Genomic DNA, 21,208 nt, shown 5'->3' on the forward strand with positions numbered 1-21,208 from the left:
AGGCCGGTACCTGCGAGGTCAGCGCCGACAGGCCGTCCAGGGGACCCCGGGTGGGGGTCAGCGAGCCCCGCTGAGTTCCTGCGGGCCGGCCAGCGCGGCGGTGTGCGCGTCCAGGCGCTCGGCGGACAGGATCGCCGCCGAGGTGTCGGCGCGGGAGGCGGCCACGACGAGGGCGCGGCCGGCGAGGGCGTGCGCCCGTTCGTGCAGCGCCCGGGAGTCGGCCGAGGTGCCGGACGCGCGGGCCGCAGCGCGTCCGCCGCGCAGCCGCGCCACCTGCTCGGCGAGCCGTTCGGCCGCCAGATCCAGGTCGGCGGAGGGCACGATCGCCCGCAGCTCGTCCGTGACGGCGAGCAGCGCCGCGAGGTGTCCGGCGAGCTGGATGTCCAACTCCTCCTCGCGCGACCGGTGCGGGAAGTCCGAGGGGGCGCCGGCCATCGGGTCGCTGTGGACGGACCGGGGGGACGGTCCGGTGCGGATCGGTTCGTACATGGGAGATGGCCTCCTGTGCGCTGACAGAAGACCATCCTAGCTTGGATTTCGTCTAAAGTTGTCCTGGCCCCAGAAGCGGGCGATGTCGGTCACACGGAGTGAATCCCGGCGGCCGGCCGGGGTCGAGGCCGGAGCGGGCGGCCCGGAGCCGGTGACGGACGGACTGGGCCGGTGACGGAGGGATCGGGGCCGGGACTGCCGGCGGACGGGTCAGGGCTGGGAGTAGCCGTCCAGGAACGTCCCGATCCGGGTCACCGCGTCCCGCAGGTCCCCGGCCGTCGGCAGCGTCACCACGCGGAAGTGATCCGGCTCCGGCCAGTTGAAGCCGGTGCCCTGGACGACCATGATCTTCTCGCGGCGCAGCAGGTCGAGGACCATCTGACGGTCGTCCTTGATCTTGAAGACGTCCGGGTCCAGGCGCGGGAAGAGGTACAGCGCGCCCTTCGGCCGTACGCAGGACACGCCCGGGATCTGGGTCAGCAGGTCGTAGGCGACGTCCATCTGCTCCTTCAGCCGGCCGCCCGGCAGCACCAGCTCGTTGATCGTCTGGCGTCCGCTGAGCGCGGCCACGACGCCGTGCTGACCCGGCATGTTCGCGCACAGGCGCATGTTCGCCAGGATCGTCAGGCCCTCGATGTAGGAGTCGGCGTGCGCGCGCGGGCCGGAGATCGACATCCAGCCCACCCGGTAGCCGGCCACCCGGTACGCCTTGGACATGCCGTTGAAGGTTAGCGTCAGCAGGTCGGGGGCGACCGCGGCGGTCGGGGTGTGCGTGGCGCCGTCGTAGAGGATCTTGTCGTAGATCTCGTCCGAGCAGACCAGCAGGTTGTGCCGGCGGGCGATGTCCGTGAGGCCCTTGAGCATCGCCTGGTCGTAGACCGCGCCCGTCGGGTTGTTCGGGTTGATGATGACGATCGCCTTGGTGCGGTCGGTGACCTTGCGTTCCACGTCGGCGAGGTCGGGCATCCAGTCGGACTGCTCGTCGCAGCGGTAGTGCACGGCGGTGCCGCCGGAGAGCGAGACCGCCGCCGTCCACAGCGGGTAGTCGGGGGCCGGTACGAGCACCTCGTCGCCGTCGTCGAGCAGCCCCTGCATCGCCATCACGATCAGCTCGGAGACGCCGTTGCCGATGTAGACGTGCTCCACGTCGGTCTCGATGCCGAGGGTCTGGTTGTGCATGACGACCGCCCGGCGGGCGGCGAGCAGGCCCTTGGCGTCGCCGTAGCCGTGCGCCGACGACACGTTGCGGACGATGTCCTCCAGGATCTCGGGCGGGCACTCGAAGCCGAACGCCGCCGGGTTGCCGGTGTTCAGCTTGAGGATCCGGTGTCCGGCCGCCTCCAGCCGCATCGCCTCCTCAAGCACCGGGCCCCGGATCTCGTAACAGACGTTGGCGAGCTTGGTCGACTGGATCACCTGCATGCCCGCGAGCTTACGGCCCGGTAACGCCTTCCGTGCCGTGTTTTCCGCCACGTGAGACGCGAGGTTTGCCCAGATATCACCGAAAGCGGCAATGGGGCCGCCGACGGCCCGTGCGATCCGCCTCCCTGTCCGTCGAACGGATATGCGGGGACCCGGCCTCTTCGTGTGCCTTGTCCCGGTTTCTCCGTAGAGGGAAACCCCTATGTCTTGATCCGGCTTCTTGTTCCCGCCCCTCTGCGTGCTGAGAATGCGCATGACAAGCAAGGGCGACCGGAAGATGTCCGGTCGCCCAAGTCGTCAGAGGGGACCCCCACATGAAGAAGCCTCTCCTTGCCGTGCTCGCGGCCCTGGTGATCACCGGTGCGGGCATGGCGCCCGCGGCCGCCGCCACGGTGGACGCCGCCACCGGCGCGGCGACGCAGGCCGCACCCGGCAAGGCCGCCCCCGCACAGTCCGCCCCCGCGAAGCCGGCGCCCGCGATCCGGGCCGTCAACTTCGCCGGCACCGTCGCGCTCAGCAACTGCTCCGGCTCCGTCATCCGCTTCCCGAACTCCACCGACACCGACCCGGCCCTGGTGCTCACCAACGGCCACTGCCTGGAGACCGGCTTCCCGGCGGCCGGCCAGGTCATCGTCGACCAGGCGTCCAGCCGTACCTTCGGCCTGCTCAACGCGTCGGCCACCCAGGTCGGCACGCTGCGCGCCAGCAAGGTCGCGTACGCGACGATGACCGACACGGACGTCACGATCTACCAGCTGACCAGCACGTACGCGCAGATCAAGAGCACGTACGGGATCAACGCGCTGACGGTGCAGAACACGCACCCGACCGCCGGCACCGCGATCACGGTCGTCTCCGGGTACTGGAAGCGGACCTACGCCTGCAACATCGACGGCTTCGTCTACCGGCTGAAGGAGGGCGACTGGACCTGGAAGGACTCCGTCCGCTACACCTCGGCGTGCCAGACCATCGGCGGCACCTCGGGCTCCCCGGTGGTCGACAACGCCACCGGCCAGGTCGTCGCCGTCAACAACACCGGCAACGAGGACGGCGCCCGCTGCACCGTGAACAACCCCTGCGAGGTCGACCAGAACGGCACCGTGACCATCCGTCAGGGCATCAACTACGCCCAGGAGATCTACCAGATCCCGGCCTGCTTCACGACCGGCAACAAGCTGAACCTGAGCGCGAGCGGCTGCACCCTGCCCAAGGGGTAGCCGGTGGTCCGGGCGGTCGCCCCTGCGCCGGCGCCCGCCCGGCCGTGCCCGGCGACGGTCAGCCGACCGGCGTCCGGCGGACCGCCCGCCCGGCCAGCACGTCGGTGCGGCGCCCGTCCTCGATCACGAACCGCCCGTCGACCAGGACGTACGGAATGCCCACGGGCAGCGTGCGCGGCTGCTCGAAGGTGGCCCCGGCCGCGACCGTCGCCGGGTCGAACAGGACCAGGTCGGCGCGATGGCCCTCGCGGACGAGACCGCGGTCCGCCAGCCGCAGCCGGGCCGCGGGACGCGAGGTGAGACGGGCGACGCACTCCTCCAGGGAGAGCACCCCCAACTCCCTTACGTAGTGACCGAGATAGCGCGGAAAGGTGCCGTACGCCCGCGGATGCGGCTTCGCGCCCCGCAGGATGCCGTCCGAGCCGCCGGTGTGCGCCCGGTGCCGCATGATCGTGCGGACGTTCTCCTCGTGGCCCACGTGCTGGAGGATCGTCGGACCCAGCCGGTCCTTGAGCAGCAGCCGGCGGGCCGTCGCCCAGGGGGCCTCGCCGCGCCGTCGCGCCGACTCCAGGACGGTGCGGCCGACGTGGTCGGCCAGGGCCGGGTCGGTCACCCCGGAGATCTCGATGGTGTCCCAGTCGACCGGCACGCCGTGGCAGCCGTCCGCGCCGACGACCTCCAGGTCGTGCCGGATCCGCTCCGCGGTCGCCTCGTCGGCCAGCCGCCGCAGGGCCTCCTCGGGGCCGCCCTCGTTCGCCCAGCTGGGCAGCAGCGCCGCCAGCGTCGTACAGCCCGGGGTGTAGGGATAGGTGTCGAGGCTGATGTCCACCCCGTCGGCGGCGGCCCGGTCCAGGAGGGCCAGCAGGTCGGGCGCGCGGCCCTCGTTCACGCCGAAGTTCATCGTGGCGTGCGCGAGGTGCAGGGCGCAGCCCGCGGCCCGGGCCACCTCCACCATCTCCGCGTACGCCGCCTGCGCACCGGCCCCGTAGGAGCGGTGGTGCGGGCAGTAGTAGCCGCCGTAGCGGGCCACCACCCGGCACAGCTCGGTGAGTTCGGCGTCCCCGGCGTACATGCCCGGCGTGTAGGTGAGTCCCGACGACAGGCCGACCGCGCCCTGTTCCAGGCCCTCGGCGACGAGCCGCCGCATCCGGTCCAGCTCCGCGGGCGTGGCCGGCCGGTCCGCCCAGCCGACGGCGAGGGCGCGCACCGTGCCCTGCGGGATCAGATAGGCGGCGTTGACGGCGATGCCCCGGTCCAGCCGGTCCAGGTACTCGCCGACGGACCGCCAGTCGAAGTCGATGTCCTCGCCGTAACCGTTCCAGCCGGTGATTGTCCGGCGCACCTCCTCCAGCGTGCGGTCGTCGACCGGCGCGTACGACAGTCCGTCCTGCCCGATGACCTCCAGCGTCACGCCCTGCGCCGCCTTGGCGCTGTGGTCGGGGTCGCGCAGCAGAGCGAGATCGCTGTGCGCGTGCATGTCGATGAAGCCGGGGGAGAGGACCAGACCCTCGGCGTCCAGCTCCCGGCGGGCACGGGGCCGCTGGCAGCCGGCCTGCGCCGCCTCCTGGACGATGGCGACGATCCGGCCGCCGTCGACCACCACATCGGCCCGGTAGGACGGCCCGCCGCTGCCGTCCACGACGTCCGCGTCCCTGATGACCAGTTCGTCCACCGGCTGCCTCCTCGCGAAACGTACGGATGCACGGACATACGGCCTGCCCGTACCTCCCATGGTGGAGGTACGGGCAGGCCGTACTAGAAGAACGTACGGATGTAGTCCACGACCGTGCCGTCCGCCTCGGCGAGCGGGATCAGCTGCCACTTGTCGAAGGACGTGCACGGGTGCGACAGGCCGAGCCCGATCCAGTCGCCGACCTCCAGGTCCGCGTCCGGTTCCGTGCGCAGCCAGGTGTGCTGGTCGGACAGCGCGGTCACCGAGACGCCGGTGGCCGGCCGCTCGGTGCCGTCTCGGCGTACCACCTGGGCGGAGGGCAGGTCGAGGTCGTGCGCCGCATCCCGCTTGCCCGCGTTGGCGAACGCCTGCCCGGCGGACGGCCGGGAGACGATCTGCGCCCACAGCCGGAAGGCGGGCTCCAGGGCGCCTTCCTGCGGGACGCGGTTGAAGGGGGTCAGCCTGCGGTAGTGGCCGTCGTCGTGCGAGACGTAGGCGCCGGAGCGGAGCAGCTTCAGGACCGGGCGGCTCAGGCCGGGGATCTGGGCGAACACGTCGGCCACCGCGTCGAACCAGGCGCTGCCGCCCGCGCTGACGACGATCTCGCCGGCGTCCGTGAACCGGCCCGCCCGGTCGAAGTCCGCGGCCAGTGCCACCAGCCGGCGCAGCCACGCGCGCACCCGCTCGGGGTCGGCGTCCGGCACCTCGCCCTCGTACCCCGCGACCCCGGCCAGCCGCAGCGTCGGCACGGCCGCCACCGCGTCCGCCACCGCCGCGCACTCCGCCTCCGTACGGACGCCGGTGCGGGCGCCGTCGCCCGCGGCCAGTTCGACGACGACGTCCACCGGACGCTCGGCCCCGCGCAGCGCCGCGTCCATCAGCTCCACGCCGCGCACGGAGTCGACGTAGCAGACGAAGCGGAACGCCGGGTCCGCGGCGAGTTCCGCGGCGATCCAGCGCAGCGCCGCCGGGTCCACCAGTTCGTTGGCGAGGAAGATCCGTGCGGTCCCGAAGGCCCGTGCCACCCGCACCTGGTGCGGCACCGCGAGCGTGATGCCCCACGCGCCGTGCGCGAGCTGCCGGTGGAACAGCTGCGGGGCCATGGAGGTCTTGCCGTGCGGCGCGAAGGCGAGACCGTGCCGGGCCGCGTACGTCTCCATGAGCTTCAGGTTGTGCTCCAGGCGCTCGGCGGACAGCGCGAGGACAGGCGTGCCGAAGCCGTTGGTGAACAGGTTGCGGCGCTGGGCGGCCAGCTCGCCGACGGTCAGCCCGGCGGCGTCCGGCGGAAGCCCTTTGAAACGGTGGTCGACGCGGTCCTCGGCCAGGCGGGCGAGTGCCTCGGTGTTCATGGAGCCTCCCCGATCAGGTGCGTTGCGCACACTGCAACTACCGTTGCGTATATCGCTCACTGCTGTCTAACATCTCGCTCATCGTGGGTCAACGGAGCCGCCGCGACCCGAGCCCGCAGCGAGGAGCCACGATGACCGTGACGGACACCGGATCCCGCACCGCTCCCGACGCCGTGGACGTCGTCGCGCTCGGCGAGTCCATGGTCACGTTCCTGCCCACCCGGGCCGGCCGGCTCGCCGACGTGCCCTCCTTCGACCGTGCCATCGGCGGCGCCGAATCCAACGTGGCCTGCGTGCTCGCCGCCGCCGGACACACCGCGCGCTGGGTCAGCCGGGTCGGCGCCGACGGCTTCGGCGACCATCTCGTCGAGGCGATACGGGCCTACGGCGTCGACGTCGCCGCGGTGGGCCGGGATCCGGCGCGACCCACCGGGATCTACTTCCGCACCGCGAGCGACCGGGCGGGCGGCGACCACGAGGTGGCCTACTACCGCGCCGGGTCGGCGGCCTCCGCGATGACCGCCGACACCGTGGACCCGGCCGCCCTGCGGGCCGCCCGGGTGCTGCACCTGTCCGGGATCACGGCCGCGCTGTCCGGCGGCTGCCTCGATCTGCTCCGGCGGCTCACCGGACCCCGGCCCGGCGGCGGCCCCCTCGTCTCCTTCGACGTGAACTTCCGCCCGGCCCTGTGGCGGGACGCCGCCGCGCCCCGCGTGCTGCTGGACCTGGCCCGCGGCTGCGACCTGGTCTTCGTGGGCGCCGACGAGGCGGAAGCGGCCTGGGGCATCGACGGCGGCCCCGAGGCGATCCGCGGCGCGCTGCCGCAGCCGCGGGTGCTGGTGGTGAAGGAGGGCGCGCACGGGGCGACGGTCTTCGAACGCGCCGAGCCGGCCGAGCGCGTCGATCACGGTGTACCCCTCTCGCGCGCCGAGCGCGCCGTCGGAGGCGGCAGCACCCCGGACACCCGTACCTCCGTGCCCGCCCTGCGGGTCGACGTCGTCGCGCCCGTCGGGGCCGGTGACGCCTTCGCCGCCGGATTCCTCTCCGCGACGCTGCGCGGGCTGCCCGTACGGGAGCGGATCCGCTCCGGGCACCTGATGGCCGCCGCCGCCCTCACCGTCCCCGGCGACCTCGCCGTACCCCCCTCCCGGGACCACGCCGACCGCCTGATGGCGCTGGACGACACGGCATGGGGGAGACTTCGACTCGGCCCCGGCTGGACCCGGGCCCCGGGCCGGGCCGACGAGGAGGTACCCACGCCATGAGCCAGACCGTCGACCGGGCGCTCACCATCCTGCCGCTGCTCGCCGAGGGCCCCGCCGACCTCGGCCAGGTCGCCGACCGGCTCGGCGTGCACAAGTCCACCGCCCTGCGTCTGCTGCGCACCCTGCACGAACACGGCCTGGTCTACCGCCAGACCGACCAGCGCTACCGGCTCGGCGCCCGCCTCTTCGCCCTCGCGCAAGAGGCGATGGAGAACCTCGACATCCGCGAGATCGCCCACCCCCACCTCGTCCGCCTCAACGAGAGCTGCGGACACACCGTCCACCTCGCCGTGTACGAGGAGCACGAGGTGCTGTACATCGACAAGGTGGAGAGCCGCTACCCGGTGCGCATGTACTCGCGGATCGGCAAGCCCGTCGCCATCACCGTCGCCGCCGTGGCCAAGCTGCTCCTCGCCGACCTGTCCGGTGCTGAGCGCCGCGTGCTCGTGGAACAGCTCGACTACCCGATGTACACCGCCCGGTCGACGCCCGACGCCGCCGCCTTCCTGCGGGAGCTGGACAAGGTCCGGGAGCAGGGCTGGGCCACCGACCTCGGTGGCCACGAGGAGTCGATCAACTGCGTGGCCGCGCCCATCAGGGGCGCCGACGGCCGGGTGGTCGCCGCGATGTCCGTCTCCGCGCCGAACGTCGTCGTCACCGCCGACGAACTCCTCACCCTGCTCCCGCAGGTGCGCCGCACCGCCGACGCCATCAGCGCCGAGTACTCCGGCCGGACCCGGGCCGAACCGCAGTGACCCCGTCGACGCCGACGACCGGTCGACCCCGGCGACGCCGGCGACCCGGCCGGCCCCAGGGACCAGTTGACCCCGTCGACCCCTGTGCCCCCCCCGGCCCCGTGACACCGTGACACCCGTGGCCCCCGGCCCGTGACACCCGTGACCCGACGAAGGACTCCCGCGTGACCGAGAAGACCGCGACCGAGAAGACCGCGACCGAGAAGTCTGTGAACGAGAACTCTGTGAACGAGAAGTCCGTGACCGAGAAGATCGCGCTCACCCCCGCGACCCACACCACCCCGCCCGCGCAGTTCTCGCACGGGGTGCGGAAGGGGAACATCCTCCAGGTCGCCGGCCAGGTCGGTTTCCTCCCCGCCGAGCCGGGCAAGCCGCCCACACCGGCCGGTCCCCACCTGCGCGAGCAGGCCCTCCAGACGCTCGCCAACGTCAAGGCGATCCTGGAGGAGGGCGGCGCGAGCTGGGAGGACGTGGTGATGATCCGCGTCTACCTCACCGACGTCGCCCACTTCGCCGAGCTGAACGACATCTACAACGCCTATTTCGAGGAGCAGCGGCTCACCCAGCCGCCCGCCGCGCGCACCACCGTGTACGTCGGGCTGCCCGCCGGACTGCTGATCGAGATCGACGCGCTCGCGGTACTCGGCTGACCGCACCGCGAGTTGAGCGGACGCGTGTGCGAGAGCGTCACCAGGTTGAAACCGGAGTGACGGGCGGGCTGACTGGTTCCCGCACAGCAATGTCGTCCATACTGCCCGCGTGGAGCAGCGCATAGGATCGAGCAGCCAGCCCCTTGAGGGCGCCGGATTCGACCCGGCCTTCATCCCCGGGATCACCGCGCCCGCGCCGGCGGACCGGCAGGGCACCGAACCCGAGGACGCCGCCGAGACCGACGGCACGGCCTCGGCGGACGCGCAGGCGCCCGCCGCGAAGGTCTCCGAGCCGGTCTCCGGGAAGGCCACCGAGAAGAAGGAGTCCGAGTCCGCGAAGGACCCGAAGTCCGCGGAGGACGTGAGGTTCGAGAAGGACCCGAAGTCCGACAAGGACCCGGAATCCGATGCGGACCCGGAATCCGGGGAGGGCGTGGCGTCCGCGGCGGACGGTGCGGACGAGCGGGACGGCGAGGACTCGTCGGACCGCCCGGTCTTCGAGGCCGCCGACCGCCGTGCCCGGATAGTCGCCGACCAGAAGGGCGTCCGGCTCCGCCTCGACGAGGAGTCCTGCGAGTTCCGCTGGGACGAGATCGGCGCGGTCGAGACGGAGTCGCCCCGCTTCGGGAAGCGGTTCACCATCACGGTGCACACCCCTGACAACCGTTGGTACCCGATCGAGATCGAGGCGACGGCCAGGGCGCGTTTCAAGGAGTGGGAGGACCAACTGGACGCGGTGCTCGACGCCTACTTCGAGGAGTAGCGCCGAGGCCCGCGGGCCGCGGTACGGGCAGTACGCGAGAGGGGCGGCGACCGAAGTCGCCGCCCCTCTTTTTCGCTTCCTACTTTTCCCCGCTGCTACGGCAGGTCGTTCCCGTCGTCGTCACGGCATGGCGTCCACGTGCGGGCCCACCGTGTTCGACCAGGCGTTGCCCGAGGACGCGTCCCAGTTCGTCGACCAGGTCATCGCGCCCCGCAGGTCGGGGTACGTCTTCGACGGTTTGAAGGAACCGCAGCCGGTGCCCTTCGACAGGCAGTCCAGCGCGTTGTTGACCACCGTCGGGGAGACGTAGCCGCCGCCCGCGGCGCTCGTCGAGGCCGGCAGCCCCAGGCCGACCTGCGACGGCGCGAGCCCGCCTTCGAGCTGGATGCAGGCCAGCGCGGTCAGGAAGTCCACCGTGCCCTGTCCGTACACCTTGCCGTCACAGCCGAGCATCGTGCCGCTGTTGTAGTACTGCATGTTGACGACGGTGAGGATGTCCTTCACGTTCAGCGCCGTCTGGAAGTACGAGCCCGACGTGGACTGCATGTCGATCGTCTGCGGGGCCATCGTCAGCACCAGCGAGGAGCCCGCCTTCGAGGACAGCGAGCGCAGCGCCTGCGTCATGTACGTCGCGTTCAGCCCGTTCTCCAGGTCGATGTCGACGCCGTCGAACCCGTACGTCTGCATCAGCGAGTAGACCGAGTTGGCGAAGTTCGACGCGGACGCCGAGTCGTTCACCGAGACGGTGCCCTTCTCGCCGCCGATCGAGATGATGACCTTCTTCCCGGCGGCCTGCTTGGCCTGGATGTCGGCCTTGAACTGGTCGACGGTGTAGCCGCCGAGGCCGGCCGAGTCCAGGTTGAAGGTGACCGCGCCGGGGGTCGAGGTGGCGTCCGCGAAGGCCACCGCGATGATGTCGTAGGCCGAGGGCACGTTGGAGATCTTCTGGACCGTCGCCCCGTTGTTGAAGTTCTGCCAGTAGCCGGTCACGGCGTGCTTGGGCACCGTCCCGCCGCCCCCGCCGTCGGTCGTGCCGGTGGTGGCGGTCACCGCGGCCGACTTGCCGGACTCGCCCGCCGAGTTCGTCGCCGTCACCTGGAACGAGTACGAGGTGGCCGGCGTGAGGCCGGACACCGTCGCCGACGTGCCGGTCACCGCCGTCACCTTGGTGCCGTCGCGGTAGACGTTGTAGCCCGTGGCGCCGGAGACCGTGCTCCAGGACAGGGAGACCGACGAGGACGTCTTGCCGGAGACGGTCAGGCCGCCCGGGGTGCCCGGGACCGTCGGGGCCGGGTCGCCGCCGCCTCCGCCGTCCGGGCCGAAGACGGACACGTCGTCCGCGAGGTAGGCGGCCTGGCCGTACCAGCCGTGCGTGTAGACGTTGACGGACTTGGTGGAGGCGCCCGTCGTGAACGTCGTCGACAACTGCTTCCACGACGACGTGTCGGGCGTCCAGGTGGACACGTCGGTGGTGCCGGTGCCCGTCACGCCCAGGTAGGTGTAGCCGCCCTGCACCCACGCGCTCAGCGTGTAGGCGGAATTGGGCTGCACCGCCACGGCCTGGGTGCACTGGGCGTTGTCCTGCCCGGCGGGCGTGGCCTTCAGCGCGCTGGCGCCAGAGTGGGTGGGCGAGGAGACGGTCGTACCGCTGTTCGCGGAGCAGGTCCAGTTGGTCAGACCGGACTCGAAGCCGGTGTTCTTCACGTTGTTGACGTCCGCCGCGGACGCGGGGGTGGCGGCGAGTCCCGCCACGGACAGGGCGAGCGCGGCGGTCACGGACCAGGTCCGCAACCGCCGTCGGCGGAGTCTGGGCATGCCGGGTGCGCGATCCACTGGGGCCTCCGGGTGGGGAGTGGGCGGGAGGATGGGCGGGGAGAGAAGTGGGGGACGGTGGCCATCGTTGGGCTGACAATTTGGTCCAGACCAATTGGGCTGTCAAGAGGTCCAGACCTAAGTCCGTGGGTGAGGGAAGTTCAACCTGTCCGGATTTGGAGTGAGTTGTGTGAAGGTGGATCGCGTCCGGCTCCACAAACGGTGTTCTCCGGCCACTTCGGCGTGGATACAGTGCTCACGTAGTCACGCAGTGAAGTCGTCCCGGAGCACGGGAGTACCACCGAAGGGCCCACGGACGCGAGGATCGGGGAGCTGCGCGTGCCCACTGCCATCGCCGTGACCAGTGCCGACCTGGCGCTGCCCGCGCAGGACGAGAGGACCGTGCCCGCCGTCGTCCTGCGGGACCTCGACAAGCGGCCGCTCGACCATGCGCTGGCGGAACTCCAGACCCTCGTCGACCAGCACGGACATGTGATCGTCATCGGCTCGCAGGCGGTACCCGCGGCGGTGACGCAGCGGCTGCACACCCTCAGGTCCCTCATGGAGAGCGACCGCATCGCCCTGTTCCGGCCCGGCCTGCCGCCCCTCGGCATCGCTGTCCTGGCCCGCCAGTTGAGGCAGCTCGCCTCCTGCGACCTCAGCCCCGGCGTGCTCGCCTCCGCGGGCCGCCTGCTCACCCACTACATCCACGCCGGCGCGGTCCTCGGCTCGGTCGCCAGGCTGGACCGGGTCCCCGTGGGCCTGAGAGCGCACGCCAAGTCCTGGGTGCCCGGCAGCCAGTTCGCGGTGGTCGCCCACCCCGAACCGCAGCTCGTCCGCGTCGGACCCGAAGCGACCCTGCCCGGACCCGAGTTCAGCACCTGGATGCTGGTCGCCAAGGGCCAGCTCCAGTCCGACTGGCTCGGCACCCTGTCCAAGGCCTGGGGCGCACACGGGCTGCGCGAGACCCCGCTGCCGGCCGAGTCCGCGCGCTGGTGGGGCACGGGCCGGATCATCGAGTTCTGCAGCTATCTGGCCGACCTGCCGGTCCTCTACCAACTGGTCACGTCGGTACGGCGGAGCACCTGCCACTGGTGCGGCATCGACGTCATCGGCGACCGCTGCGTCTTCTGCTCCGCGATCCCGCCCGGCCACGAACCACCCGCCCCGCGGGCCCTCGAACAACGCGCACCCGCGTGACCGCCCGGCCTGCCGCCCCACCCGCACACCGCCACACCGCTCACCCATACGACTGCGCACGACCGATTCCCCCAATGAGGTTGCACGGCTCATGAACTCCCGTCAGCGCCGCGGCGTGATACTCCTGATCCTGTCGGTCGTCTGCGCCCTCGGCGCGTTCGCCGGCGTGCTCTCCGTCATCGACGACGTGAAGTCCAAGGTCGGCCCCGAGGTCGCCGCGTACCAGGTCAAGTCCGACGTGGCGCCGTACACGCCGCTGGACACCGGCCAGTTCGAGAAGATCCGGATGCCCGAGCGATGGCTGTCCGCCAACGCCGTCACCAGCCTGCGGCAGATCCAGGGCAAGATCGCCGTGACCACCCTGCGCAAGGGCTCCCTGCTGCAGAGCGACATGATCGTCGACCGGCCCGCGCTCCAGCCGGGGCAGCAGGAGGTCGCCATCATGATCGACGCGGCCACCGGCGTGGCCGGCAAGATCACCCCGGGCTCCCGGGTCAACGTCTACGCCACCTTCGAGGGCAGGCAGCAGGGTGCCCCCGACCAGTCCAAGATCATCGTGACCGGCGCCCGGGTCATCGACGTCGGCAAGCTCACCTCCCTGGAGCCCGACGACAAGAGCCGGCAGCCGACCGACGCCGTCCCGATCACCTTCGCGCTGTCCACCCTCGACGCCCAGCGCATCACGTACGCCGAGTCGTTCGCCCAGCGGGTCCGGCTCGCCCTGGTGGCACCCGGCGGCGAGACCACCGTCCCGGACAAGGACCGCACGTACGAACTCGCGACGGACAAGTGAGAGGCGGCCCGCATGCCCACCAGGATCCTCCCGGCCGTCGGTGACCCGGACGCCGCACGCTCCCTCGTCACCCTGCTCAGCCAGCTCCCGGACGCCGAACCGCTCCCGCCGGTCGTCGACTCCACCCAGCTCGTCGACGCGCTCGCCCGGCTCGCCGCCGAGTCCGTCGACGAACTGCCCGAGGCCGTCGTCGTCCACGAGCGCATCGGACCCGTGCCCGCGCTCGAACTGGTCCGCGAGGTCGCCCTGCGCTTCCCCGCCGTCGGCGTCATCCTCGTCACCAGCGACGCCGGCCCGGGACTGTTCTCCGCCGCGATGGACGCCGGGGCCCGTGGTCTGGTCGCCCTGCCGCTCGGCTACGACGAACTCGCCAGCCGGGTGCAGGCGGCGGCCCAGTGGTCGCGCGGCGTACGCCGCCACCTCGGTCACGGCGGTGACGCGATCGGCGGCGCGGGCGGCACCGTCGTCACCGTCAGCGGCGCCAAGGGCGGCGTCGGCACCACCCTCACCGCCATCCAACTCGCCCTCGCCGCCCAGGCGTCCGGCCGGGCCACCGCCCTGGTCGACCTGGACCTGCAGACCGGGGACGTCGCCTCGTACCTGGACATCCAGTTCCGCCGCTCCGTCGTCGACCTCGCCGCCATCGCCGACATCACCCCACGCGTCCTCGCCGAGGCGGTCTTCCGCCACGACACCGGCCTCGCCCTGCTGCTCGCCCCCGGCGAGGGGGAGCGCGGCGAGGAGGTCACCGACCGCGCCGCCCGCCAGATCGTCGGGGTGCTGCGCTCCCACTACGAGGTCGTCGTCGTGGACTGCGGCGCCCAGCTCAGCGGCGCCGGCGCGACCGCCGTGGAGACGGCCGACACCGCGCTGCTGCTGACCACCCCGGATGTGGTCGCCGTACGGGGCGCCAAGCGCACGGTGCGCATGTGGGACCGGTTGCAGATCCGCAAGGCGGAGGAGACCACCGTCGTCGTCAACCGGCTGACCAAGAGTACGGAGATTCAGCCGCAGCTCATCCAGCGCATCACCGGCACCGCGCTGGCCCGTACGGCGGTCCCGGCGGCCTTCAAGGAACTCCAGGGCGTCGTGGACGCCGGGCGCCTTCATGAACTCGACAGCCGGAGCTCGGTGAAACAGGCCCTGTGGGCGCTCGCGGGCGAACTGGGGCTGGCCCGCGCCCCCGACGGACCGGCCCACCGCGGCGGCCGCCCGCGCGGCGACCGCGGCGCGGTGAGCTTCCGGCGCCGGAAGGAGTGACGGGATGGCCCGACTGAGGCGGCTTGAGGGGGTGATCCGGCCGAAGAGAGTGCTCCCGCAGGAGCGGGCGAATCCGCGGATGCACCGGTCGAACCGGCTGGGCCGCCTGGCCCGGCCGGGCCAGGATCGGGGCCAGGTCACTGTCGAACTCCTCGGCATGACCCCGCTGATCCTGCTCACCCTGGTGCTGATGTGGCAGTGCGTACTGGTGGGGTACACCTACACGCTCGCGGGGAACGCTGCGGACGAGGCGGTACGGGCCGCGACGGCCGCGACGCCGGCCGAGCGGCAGGCCGCCTGCCGGCAGGCGGGCCTGGGGCACCTGTCGGGGGCGTGGAGGGGGAATGCCACGGTGACGTGCGGAGGAAGCGGCTATGTGACCGCCGACGTGTCCCTGAAGGTGCCCGTCCTGTTCCCGGGGACGGTCGACTTCCCGGTCACCGTGCACGGCCACGCGGGCGCGGTCGAGGAGGCGAAGCACTGAGATGCGCCACGACCACGCAGGCGTCCGCCTCCGCACACCCCGCCGCGACCGCGGTCAAGTCGCCATCGAATACCTGGGGTTCATCCCTATCCTGCTCATCGTCGCCCTCGCCGCCATCCAGGTCGGTGTCATCGCGTACACAGCGCAGCAGGCGGGGACGGCGGCGCGCGCGGGCGCGCGCGCCGCCTCGCTGCGGCAGGACGCCGGCCAGGCATGCGCGGGTGCGGTCAGCGACTGGCTCGCCGGCGGCACGCGGTGCGCGACCGCGGAGCTGGGCGACTCGGTCGAGGTCACCGCCACCGTCCACATCCCCACCGTCGTCTTCGGCTGGAACTTCGGGGACGCCCGCAAGTCGGCCACCATGCCGCTCGACCACTGACCGAGGAGCAGCGAAGCCATGAGCCTGCGGGCACGCATCAACTCCCCCGAGGAGCAGGGCAGCCGGGGCGAGGACGGGCACCTGGTCGCCTCCTACCGGGCCAAGCTCCTGGAGGAGATCGACCTCGCGGAGATGAGTTCGCTGGTCGCCGCCGAGCGCCGGGGCCGCCTGGAGCGGGTGCTCGGGCACATCATCAGCCGTGAGGGCCCGGTCCTGTCGACGTCCGAACGCGCCCAGCTGATCCGGCGCGTCGTCGACGAGGCGCTGGGACTCGGCATCCTGGAACCGCTGCTGGAGGACGCGTCCATCACCGAGATCATGGTGAACGGACCCGACGCGATCTTCGTGGAACGCGGCGGGCGGGTGGAGCAGTTGCCGTTGAGCTTCGCCTCCGCGGACCAACTGATGCAGACCATCGAGCGGATCGTCTCCACCGTCAACCGCCGGGTGGACGAGTCCAACCCCATGGTCGACGCCCGTCTCCCCTCCGGTGAGCGCGTCAACGTCATCATCCCGCCGCTGTCCCTGACCGGCCCCGTCCTCACCATCCGCCGCTTCCCGCGCTCCTTCACCCTCCAGGAGCTGGTCGGCTTCGGCTCCCTGGACGAGCACATGGTGTTCCTGCTCGCGGGCCTGGTGCAGGCCAAGTTCAACGTCATCGTCTCCGGGGCCACCGGCACCGGCAAGACGACCCTGCTCAACGCCCTGTCCGGGCTGATCCCGGCGCACGAGCGGATCATCACCATCGAGGACTCGGCCGAACTCCAGCTCCAGCAGACCCACGTGGTACGCCTGGAGTCCCGCCCGCCGAACGTCGAGGGCAAGGGCCAGGTCACCATCCGCGACCTGGTGCGCAACTCGCTGCGCATGCGCCCCGACCGGATCGTGGTGGGCGAGGTCCGCGGCGGCGAGTCCCTGGACATGCTCCAGGCGATGTCCACGGGCCATGACGGCTCGCTGGCGACCGTGCACGCCAACAGCGCCGAGGACGCCCTCACCCGCCTGCAGACCCTCGCCTCCATGTCCGACGTAGAGGTCCCCTTCGAGGCGCTGCACGACCAGATCAACAGCGCCGTCGACGTCCTCGTCCAGCTCACCCGGTTCGGTGACGGCGCCCGCCGGATCACCGAGATCGCCCTGCTCGACAGCCGCGGCAGCGAGCCGTACCGGCTGGCCACGGTCGCCCGCTTCGACGCCCGGCCGATGACTTCCGACGGCCGTGTGCACGGCATCTTCCAGTACTTTCCCCTCCCGCGCCGCACCGCCGACCGCCTCTACATGGCGAACCAGCCGCTGCCGCAGGCTTTCGGCGTGGCCCGGAGCGCGGACCAGCTAGCGACCCGAGAGGCCAGGTAGACGCCACCCATGGATCTGTCCACGCTCGTCACGCTCACCACCGGCGTCACCCTGCTGACCTGCGTCCTGGCCGTCGTCGGCGTACACACCTACGCCTCGGGCCGGGCCCAGCGCGCCGCCCTCGTCGAACGCCTCAGCAGCGCCGGCCAGATCCCGGACACCGGCCGTCGGCGCCGCTTCCGCAATCTCGACCGCAGGCTGCGTCGCACCGGGTTCGGCCGGAAGCTGGAACTCCGGCTCCTGGCGACCGGTCTGGACGTCACACCCGGAGAGTTCGTGGCGTACATGCTCGCCGTGATCGCCGCCCTCTGGCTGATCGGCCAGGCCGTCCTGGCCCCCTTCTTCGGCCCGATCGCCGGGCTGGCCGGAGTGTGGGCGGCGCTCCTGTTTCTCAACTGGCAGCGCCAGAAACGCATCGAACGCTTCATCAACCAGCTTCCCGAACTCGCCCGCATCCTGGCCAACGCCACGCAGGCCGGCCTCGCCCTGCGCACCGCGATCGGCATGGCCGCGGAGGAACTGGAGGCGCCCGCGGGCCAGGAACTGGGCAAGGTGTCCGACCAGTTGGCGATCGGGCACTCCATGGAGGACGCGCTCGGTGAACTCGCCGACCGCCTCCCCTCCCGCGAACTGGTCGTCCTCGTCACCACCCTCGTCCTGTCGAACCGCGCGGGCGGCCAGGTGGTCGGCGCGCTGCGCAACCTGACCGAGACGCTGGAGGAGCGCAAGGAGACCCGGCGCGAGATCCGCACCCAGCTCTCCCAGGTGACGATGACGTCGTACGCCGTTCCCGCCCTCGGGGTGGGCGCGTTGTTCCTGATGAACGGGGTCAGGGGCGGCACGCTCGACCGCCTGACCGGGTCGGCGCTCGGCCAGGTCTGCGTGCTCGTCGCGTTCGCGTTGTACGCCGTCGGCTTCGTCCTCATCCGCCGGATGAGCCGGATCGACGTCTGACGGCCGGGCACGGAAGGAGGGGATCGGTATGGAACTGCTGTTCGCGGCTGTGTTCGGCCTCGGCGTCTTCGGTGTCTTCGCCGGGATCCGGATGTACCGGGCGGACGCCAGGCTGCCTCGGGACCTGGCCGTGGCGCTGGAGGTGGGCGCCACCCGCACCGGCGCGGTGGGCTCGCTGATCGACCGCATGGGCATGCGCTACGCCCCGCTGGTGCTGCGCCTGATGGGACCCCGACGGGTTGCCAGGTACCGCCGCAGGATCGACCTTGCGGGCAACCCCGACGGCCTGACCATCGACCGGTACGCGGCCCGCCGGGCGGTGTACGGGGCGCTCGGCGGCGTCGGCTTCCTGGTGATGGTGATGCGCGACCAGTACCTCGCCGCGCTGCTGCTGCTCGGCTTCGGCGCGTTCTGGACGGAGGTCGGCCTCTGGTCGGCGATCCGCATCCGCAAGGACGTCATCGAGCGGACCCTGCCGGACTTCCTGGACGTCCTCGCGGTGGTGGTGAGCGCGGGGCTCGGCTTCCGGCAGGCGCTGGAGAGGGTCGCGGTCAGATACGAGGGACCCTGGGCCGACGAACTGCGCATCACCCTGCGTCAGATGGACCTCGGCATGAGCCGCCGCCAGGCGTTCGCCGAACTGCGCCGGCGCAACGACTCCGAACCGGTGGCGATGTTCGTCACGGCGTTGCAGCAGGGCGAGGAACTGGGTGCGCCGATCGTCGACACCCTGGTGGCGCTGGCCAAGGACATGCGCCGTACGGACGCGCAGAACGCCCGCCGCAGGGCCGCCCGGGCGGTCCCCAAGGCCACGTTGATGATCACCACGTTCATGGTCCCGGCCACCATGCTCCTGCTGGGCGCCGGACTTCTGCTGGGCTCCGGGGTGGACTTCGGCACCATCACGGGGAACTAGACGGGGGACGGGCGGGGGTGGGGGTGGGAGCGATGACGACGACGAGTGGCGGCCAGGACCGCCGCCGCGTACGCCTGCCGGGATGGGCGAACTCACCGGCCCGGCAGCGCAGCGCACCCGGGATCACGGCCGCGCCGCCCTCGGCCGCTCCCGGCCCCGAGGACATCGCCGTGCCGGGCACGCCCGCGCCGGAGAAGCTGCAACTGCGCGCCCTCCAGGCGATGTGCCGACAGGTCTTCGGGTTCCGGCTGGCCATGATCGTCCTGGCCGCCCCCGCCGCCCTGCTGAACGCGTCCCCCGGCCTGGGCGCCCGACTGGTGGGCGCCGCGGTGGTCATCACGTTCATGGTGTCGTACGTGCTGTTCCGCGACTGGCAACGGTTCGGCCCGCTCCTCCTGCGCCACCCCACCCTGCTGGCCGCGGACACCCTGACCGGCTCGCTCCTGCTCGTCTCGGCGGGCCCGGACACGACCCTCGCCTACGTCAGCGTCTGCACCCCGCTCCTGGCCGGCCTCCTCTACGACTGGCGCGGCGCGGCCTGCTTCGCCTCCCTCCAGTCCCTGATCCTGTTGCTGGTGCACGCGACCCTGCGCCAGGGCCACCCGGCCGGTGTCGCCGAGTCGCTGCTCCTGCCGGGCCTGTGCGTCATCACCGGAGCCATGGGCTCGGCCCTGCGCAACGTGCTGCTCCGGTTCGGCGCAGCGACCCAGGCCCTGACGACGGTCCAGGCCCGGCTCGCCGCCACCGACGCGGTGACCGCCGAACGCGTACGGCTGGCCCGGGAGATGCACGACTCGGTGGCGAAGACGCTGTACGGGGTGGCCCTCGCGGCCGACGGGCTGGCGGCCTCGGCCGCCGCGGGTGCCCGCACCGACCCCGCCCTGATCGAGCAGCAGGCGCAACTGGTGTCCCGCTCGGCCCGCAGGGCGGCGGCCGAGGCCCGCGAACTGCTCACGGACCTGCGCCGCGACCGGACTCCCGGGGACGGCGACGCTTCGGCGTACGGCGACGTACCCGCGTACGGCGACGCACCCGCGTACCGCACCCCTTCCGCACCCGGCGACGACACCGCCCCCGACCGAACGACCCCCGCACCCGGCAATCCCCCCGACCCCGACCCCACCGCTATCCCCACCCCCGGGCTGCTGGCCGACCTGGCGGTGCTGGTCGCGGACTTCCGTACCCGTACCGGCCTCCCGGCCGGTTTCCGCAGGGCCGGCGACCGGGAACTCCCGCCGGTTCCGGCGGCAGTGGCACGCCACCTGCGCTCCATCGTCTCGGAGGCTCTGGAGAACGCCCACCGCCACGGGGCACCGGCCCACGTGGACGTACGGGCGGACGTGCACGCCGACCGGCTGCGGCTGAGCGTCCATGACGACGGCCGGGGCCTGCCTCCCGGCACCACGCTCGTACAGCTGCGCCACTCCGGTCATTTCGGCCTGGTAGGCATGGCCGAGCGCGCTGCGTCGGTGGGGGCCCGCCTGCGCATCGGACCGGGCCCGCACGCCCGGGGCACGGAGGTCGTCGTGGACCTGCCGCTGACGAGGCCGACGACCCCACCCCCCACCCCGGACGCGACACAGGAGGCCCGAGACCTATGAGAGGAGGCCACCCGATGCAGGCGAACCCCTTCGAGGACCTTCCGCCGGCCGCTCCCGCCGCACCGCTGCGGATCGTGGTCGCCGACGACAACCCGGTGGTCCGGGCGGGCCTGACCGCCCTCCTCGCAGGCCGGGCGGACACCACCGTCGTGGCGGAGGCCGCCGACGGCCGTGAAGCGTACGAGGCGACCTTGGAACACCGCCCCGACGTCGTCCTCCTGGACGTCCGGATGCCCGGCGTCGACGGACTGGCGGCACTTCCGCACCTGGCGCGGCTGGCGCCGGTCATGATGCTCACCTACAGCCACGAGACGCAGACCGTCCAGGAGGCGGTACGGCTGGGCGCGGGCGGCTACCTGGTGCACGGCGAGTTCACCGTGGACCAACTGATCACGGCGGTACGGGACATCACCAGGGGCCGCCCGCACTTCACCCCCGCGGCGGTCGGCGCCCTCATCGCCCAGCTTCGCCCTCAAAGCCATGCAACTGCACACACCACACCTCAACTCCCCGTCAATTCACTGACTGTTTCTCCTCAGAACCTTTCGCAATCGCAATCTGATATGGGACAGTCGGAACGGTCGCGGTTCCAGCTCAGTACGAGGGAGGCGGAGATCATGGACCTCATCGCGTCCGGTCTGAACAACCAGCAGATCGCCGCCGTGTGCTTCATCAGCGAGAAGACGGTCAAGAACCACATCAACCGCATCTTCGCCAAGCTGCACAGCACCAGCCGCGCCCAGGCCACCGCCAAATGGCTGGGGGTGGGCTGACATGCCGGAGCACGGTGGGAGTTGGGCCCGGCTATGGGCCCTGGGACCCTGTGCGCAGCGGAGCGAGGCGTCGTACGTTGCCCGGATCGAAGGCGGAT

Annotated in this window: 20 protein-coding genes; 15 read left to right on the forward strand and 5 right to left on the reverse strand. The window is 71.8% G+C overall.

Translation table 11 applies throughout. The features are described 5' to 3' along the window. Positions 1–57: 57 nt before the first annotated feature. Together ACFYPJ_RS35305 and ACFYPJ_RS35310 are read right to left on the reverse strand one after the other, a co-directional pair. A complete protein-coding gene (locus ACFYPJ_RS35305; protein ID WP_389025701.1) occupies positions 58–489 on the reverse strand; it encodes a hypothetical protein in 432 nt (143 codons plus the stop codon). A gap of 210 nt (positions 490–699) precedes the next feature. Next, positions 700–1,911 carry a pyridoxal phosphate-dependent aminotransferase gene (locus ACFYPJ_RS35310; protein WP_389025702.1) on the reverse strand — a complete coding sequence of 404 codons (1,212 nt, stop codon included), beginning with the start codon at positions 1,909–1,911 and terminating at the stop codon, positions 700–702. Between the two features lie 314 nt (positions 1,912–2,225). On the opposite strand from ACFYPJ_RS35310, the gene ACFYPJ_RS35315 reads away from it, so the two are divergent. Continuing rightward, positions 2,226–3,128 (forward strand): serine protease, encoded by a 903-nt coding sequence (locus ACFYPJ_RS35315; RefSeq protein WP_389025703.1) that lies wholly within the window; start codon positions 2,226–2,228, stop codon positions 3,126–3,128. 58 nt (positions 3,129–3,186) lie between these two features. Here ACFYPJ_RS35315 and ACFYPJ_RS35320 read toward each other — a convergent pair whose 3' ends face one another. Then, positions 3,187–4,800, reverse strand: a complete 1,614-nt coding sequence (locus ACFYPJ_RS35320) for an amidohydrolase family protein (RefSeq protein ID WP_389025704.1) — start codon at positions 4,798–4,800, stop codon at positions 3,187–3,189. Positions 4,801–4,883: 83 nt separating this feature from the next. After that, a complete protein-coding gene (locus ACFYPJ_RS35325) occupies positions 4,884–6,149 on the reverse strand; it encodes an amino acid deaminase (protein ID WP_389025705.1) in 1,266 nt (421 codons plus the stop codon). Positions 6,150–6,280: 131 nt separating this feature from the next. Between ACFYPJ_RS35325 and ACFYPJ_RS35330 the strand changes: the two genes are divergently transcribed. From ACFYPJ_RS35330 to ACFYPJ_RS35345, 4 genes are all read left to right on the forward strand, one after another. After that, the gene (locus ACFYPJ_RS35330; RefSeq protein ID WP_389025706.1) at positions 6,281–7,414 is read left to right on the forward strand and encodes a sugar kinase; all 1,134 of its coding nucleotides are present in this window, start codon (positions 6,281–6,283) and stop codon (positions 7,412–7,414) included. Then, complete coding sequence (locus tag ACFYPJ_RS35335; protein WP_389025707.1) at positions 7,411–8,169, forward strand: IclR family transcriptional regulator; 759 nt, start codon at positions 7,411–7,413, stop codon at positions 8,167–8,169. The genes ACFYPJ_RS35330 and ACFYPJ_RS35335 overlap by 4 nt, the downstream gene beginning before the upstream one ends. Before the next feature lie 239 nt (positions 8,170–8,408). Continuing rightward, the gene (locus ACFYPJ_RS35340; protein WP_389025748.1) at positions 8,409–8,819 is read left to right on the forward strand and encodes a RidA family protein; all 411 of its coding nucleotides are present in this window, start codon (positions 8,409–8,411) and stop codon (positions 8,817–8,819) included. A 109-nt stretch (positions 8,820–8,928) separates the two neighbouring features. Then, complete coding sequence (locus tag ACFYPJ_RS35345; RefSeq protein ID WP_389025708.1) at positions 8,929–9,582, forward strand: hypothetical protein; 654 nt, start codon at positions 8,929–8,931, stop codon at positions 9,580–9,582. 120 nt (positions 9,583–9,702) lie between these two features. On the opposite strand, the gene ACFYPJ_RS35350 is transcribed toward ACFYPJ_RS35345, so the two are convergent. After that, a complete protein-coding gene (locus ACFYPJ_RS35350) occupies positions 9,703–11,397 on the reverse strand; it encodes a chitinase (protein WP_389025709.1) in 1,695 nt (564 codons plus the stop codon). Between the two features lie 336 nt (positions 11,398–11,733). Between ACFYPJ_RS35350 and ACFYPJ_RS35355 the strand changes: the two genes are divergently transcribed. The 10 genes from ACFYPJ_RS35355 to ACFYPJ_RS35400 all read left to right on the forward strand — a co-directional run bounded on the left by ACFYPJ_RS35355 (position 11,734) and on the right by ACFYPJ_RS35400 (position 21,110). Beyond that, the gene (locus ACFYPJ_RS35355) at positions 11,734–12,594 is read left to right on the forward strand and encodes a hypothetical protein (RefSeq protein ID WP_389025710.1); all 861 of its coding nucleotides are present in this window, start codon (positions 11,734–11,736) and stop codon (positions 12,592–12,594) included. A gap of 91 nt (positions 12,595–12,685) precedes the next feature. Further along, positions 12,686–13,387 (forward strand): Flp pilus assembly protein CpaB, encoded by a 702-nt coding sequence (cpaB, locus tag ACFYPJ_RS35360; RefSeq protein WP_389025711.1) that lies wholly within the window; start codon positions 12,686–12,688, stop codon positions 13,385–13,387. A 12-nt stretch (positions 13,388–13,399) separates the two neighbouring features. Beyond that, positions 13,400–14,647: a CpaE family protein gene (locus tag ACFYPJ_RS35365; protein WP_389025712.1), complete on the forward strand. Its 1,248-nt coding sequence runs from the start codon at positions 13,400–13,402 to the stop codon at positions 14,645–14,647. Positions 14,648–14,726: 79 nt separating this feature from the next. After that, the gene (locus ACFYPJ_RS35370) at positions 14,727–15,131 is read left to right on the forward strand and encodes a TadE/TadG family type IV pilus assembly protein (RefSeq protein WP_389025749.1); all 405 of its coding nucleotides are present in this window, start codon (positions 14,727–14,729) and stop codon (positions 15,129–15,131) included. Position 15,132: 1 nt separating this feature from the next. After that, positions 15,133–15,510 carry a TadE/TadG family type IV pilus assembly protein gene (locus ACFYPJ_RS35375; RefSeq protein ID WP_389025713.1) on the forward strand — a complete coding sequence of 126 codons (378 nt, stop codon included), beginning with the start codon at positions 15,133–15,135 and terminating at the stop codon, positions 15,508–15,510. Between the two features lie 18 nt (positions 15,511–15,528). After that, the gene (locus tag ACFYPJ_RS35380; protein WP_389025714.1) at positions 15,529–16,866 is read left to right on the forward strand and encodes a CpaF family protein; all 1,338 of its coding nucleotides are present in this window, start codon (positions 15,529–15,531) and stop codon (positions 16,864–16,866) included. Between the two features lie 9 nt (positions 16,867–16,875). Beyond that, a complete protein-coding gene (locus tag ACFYPJ_RS35385; protein ID WP_389025715.1) occupies positions 16,876–17,820 on the forward strand; it encodes a type II secretion system F family protein in 945 nt (314 codons plus the stop codon). A gap of 28 nt (positions 17,821–17,848) precedes the next feature. Then, the gene (locus ACFYPJ_RS35390) at positions 17,849–18,736 is read left to right on the forward strand and encodes a DUF5936 domain-containing protein (protein ID WP_389025716.1); all 888 of its coding nucleotides are present in this window, start codon (positions 17,849–17,851) and stop codon (positions 18,734–18,736) included. Between the two features lie 32 nt (positions 18,737–18,768). Next, positions 18,769–20,337, forward strand: coding sequence for a sensor histidine kinase (locus tag ACFYPJ_RS35395; RefSeq protein WP_389025717.1), 1,569 nt, complete (start codon positions 18,769–18,771; stop codon positions 20,335–20,337). After that, positions 20,334–21,110: a response regulator gene (locus tag ACFYPJ_RS35400; protein ID WP_389025718.1), complete on the forward strand. Its 777-nt coding sequence runs from the start codon at positions 20,334–20,336 to the stop codon at positions 21,108–21,110. Before ACFYPJ_RS35395 ends, ACFYPJ_RS35400 begins: the two co-directional genes overlap by 4 nt. Positions 21,111–21,208 lie beyond the last annotated feature (98 nt).

It is taken from the genome of Streptomyces sp. NPDC006012, assembly GCF_042871185.1.
Lineage (GTDB): Bacteria > Actinomycetota > Actinomycetes > Streptomycetales > Streptomycetaceae > Streptomyces.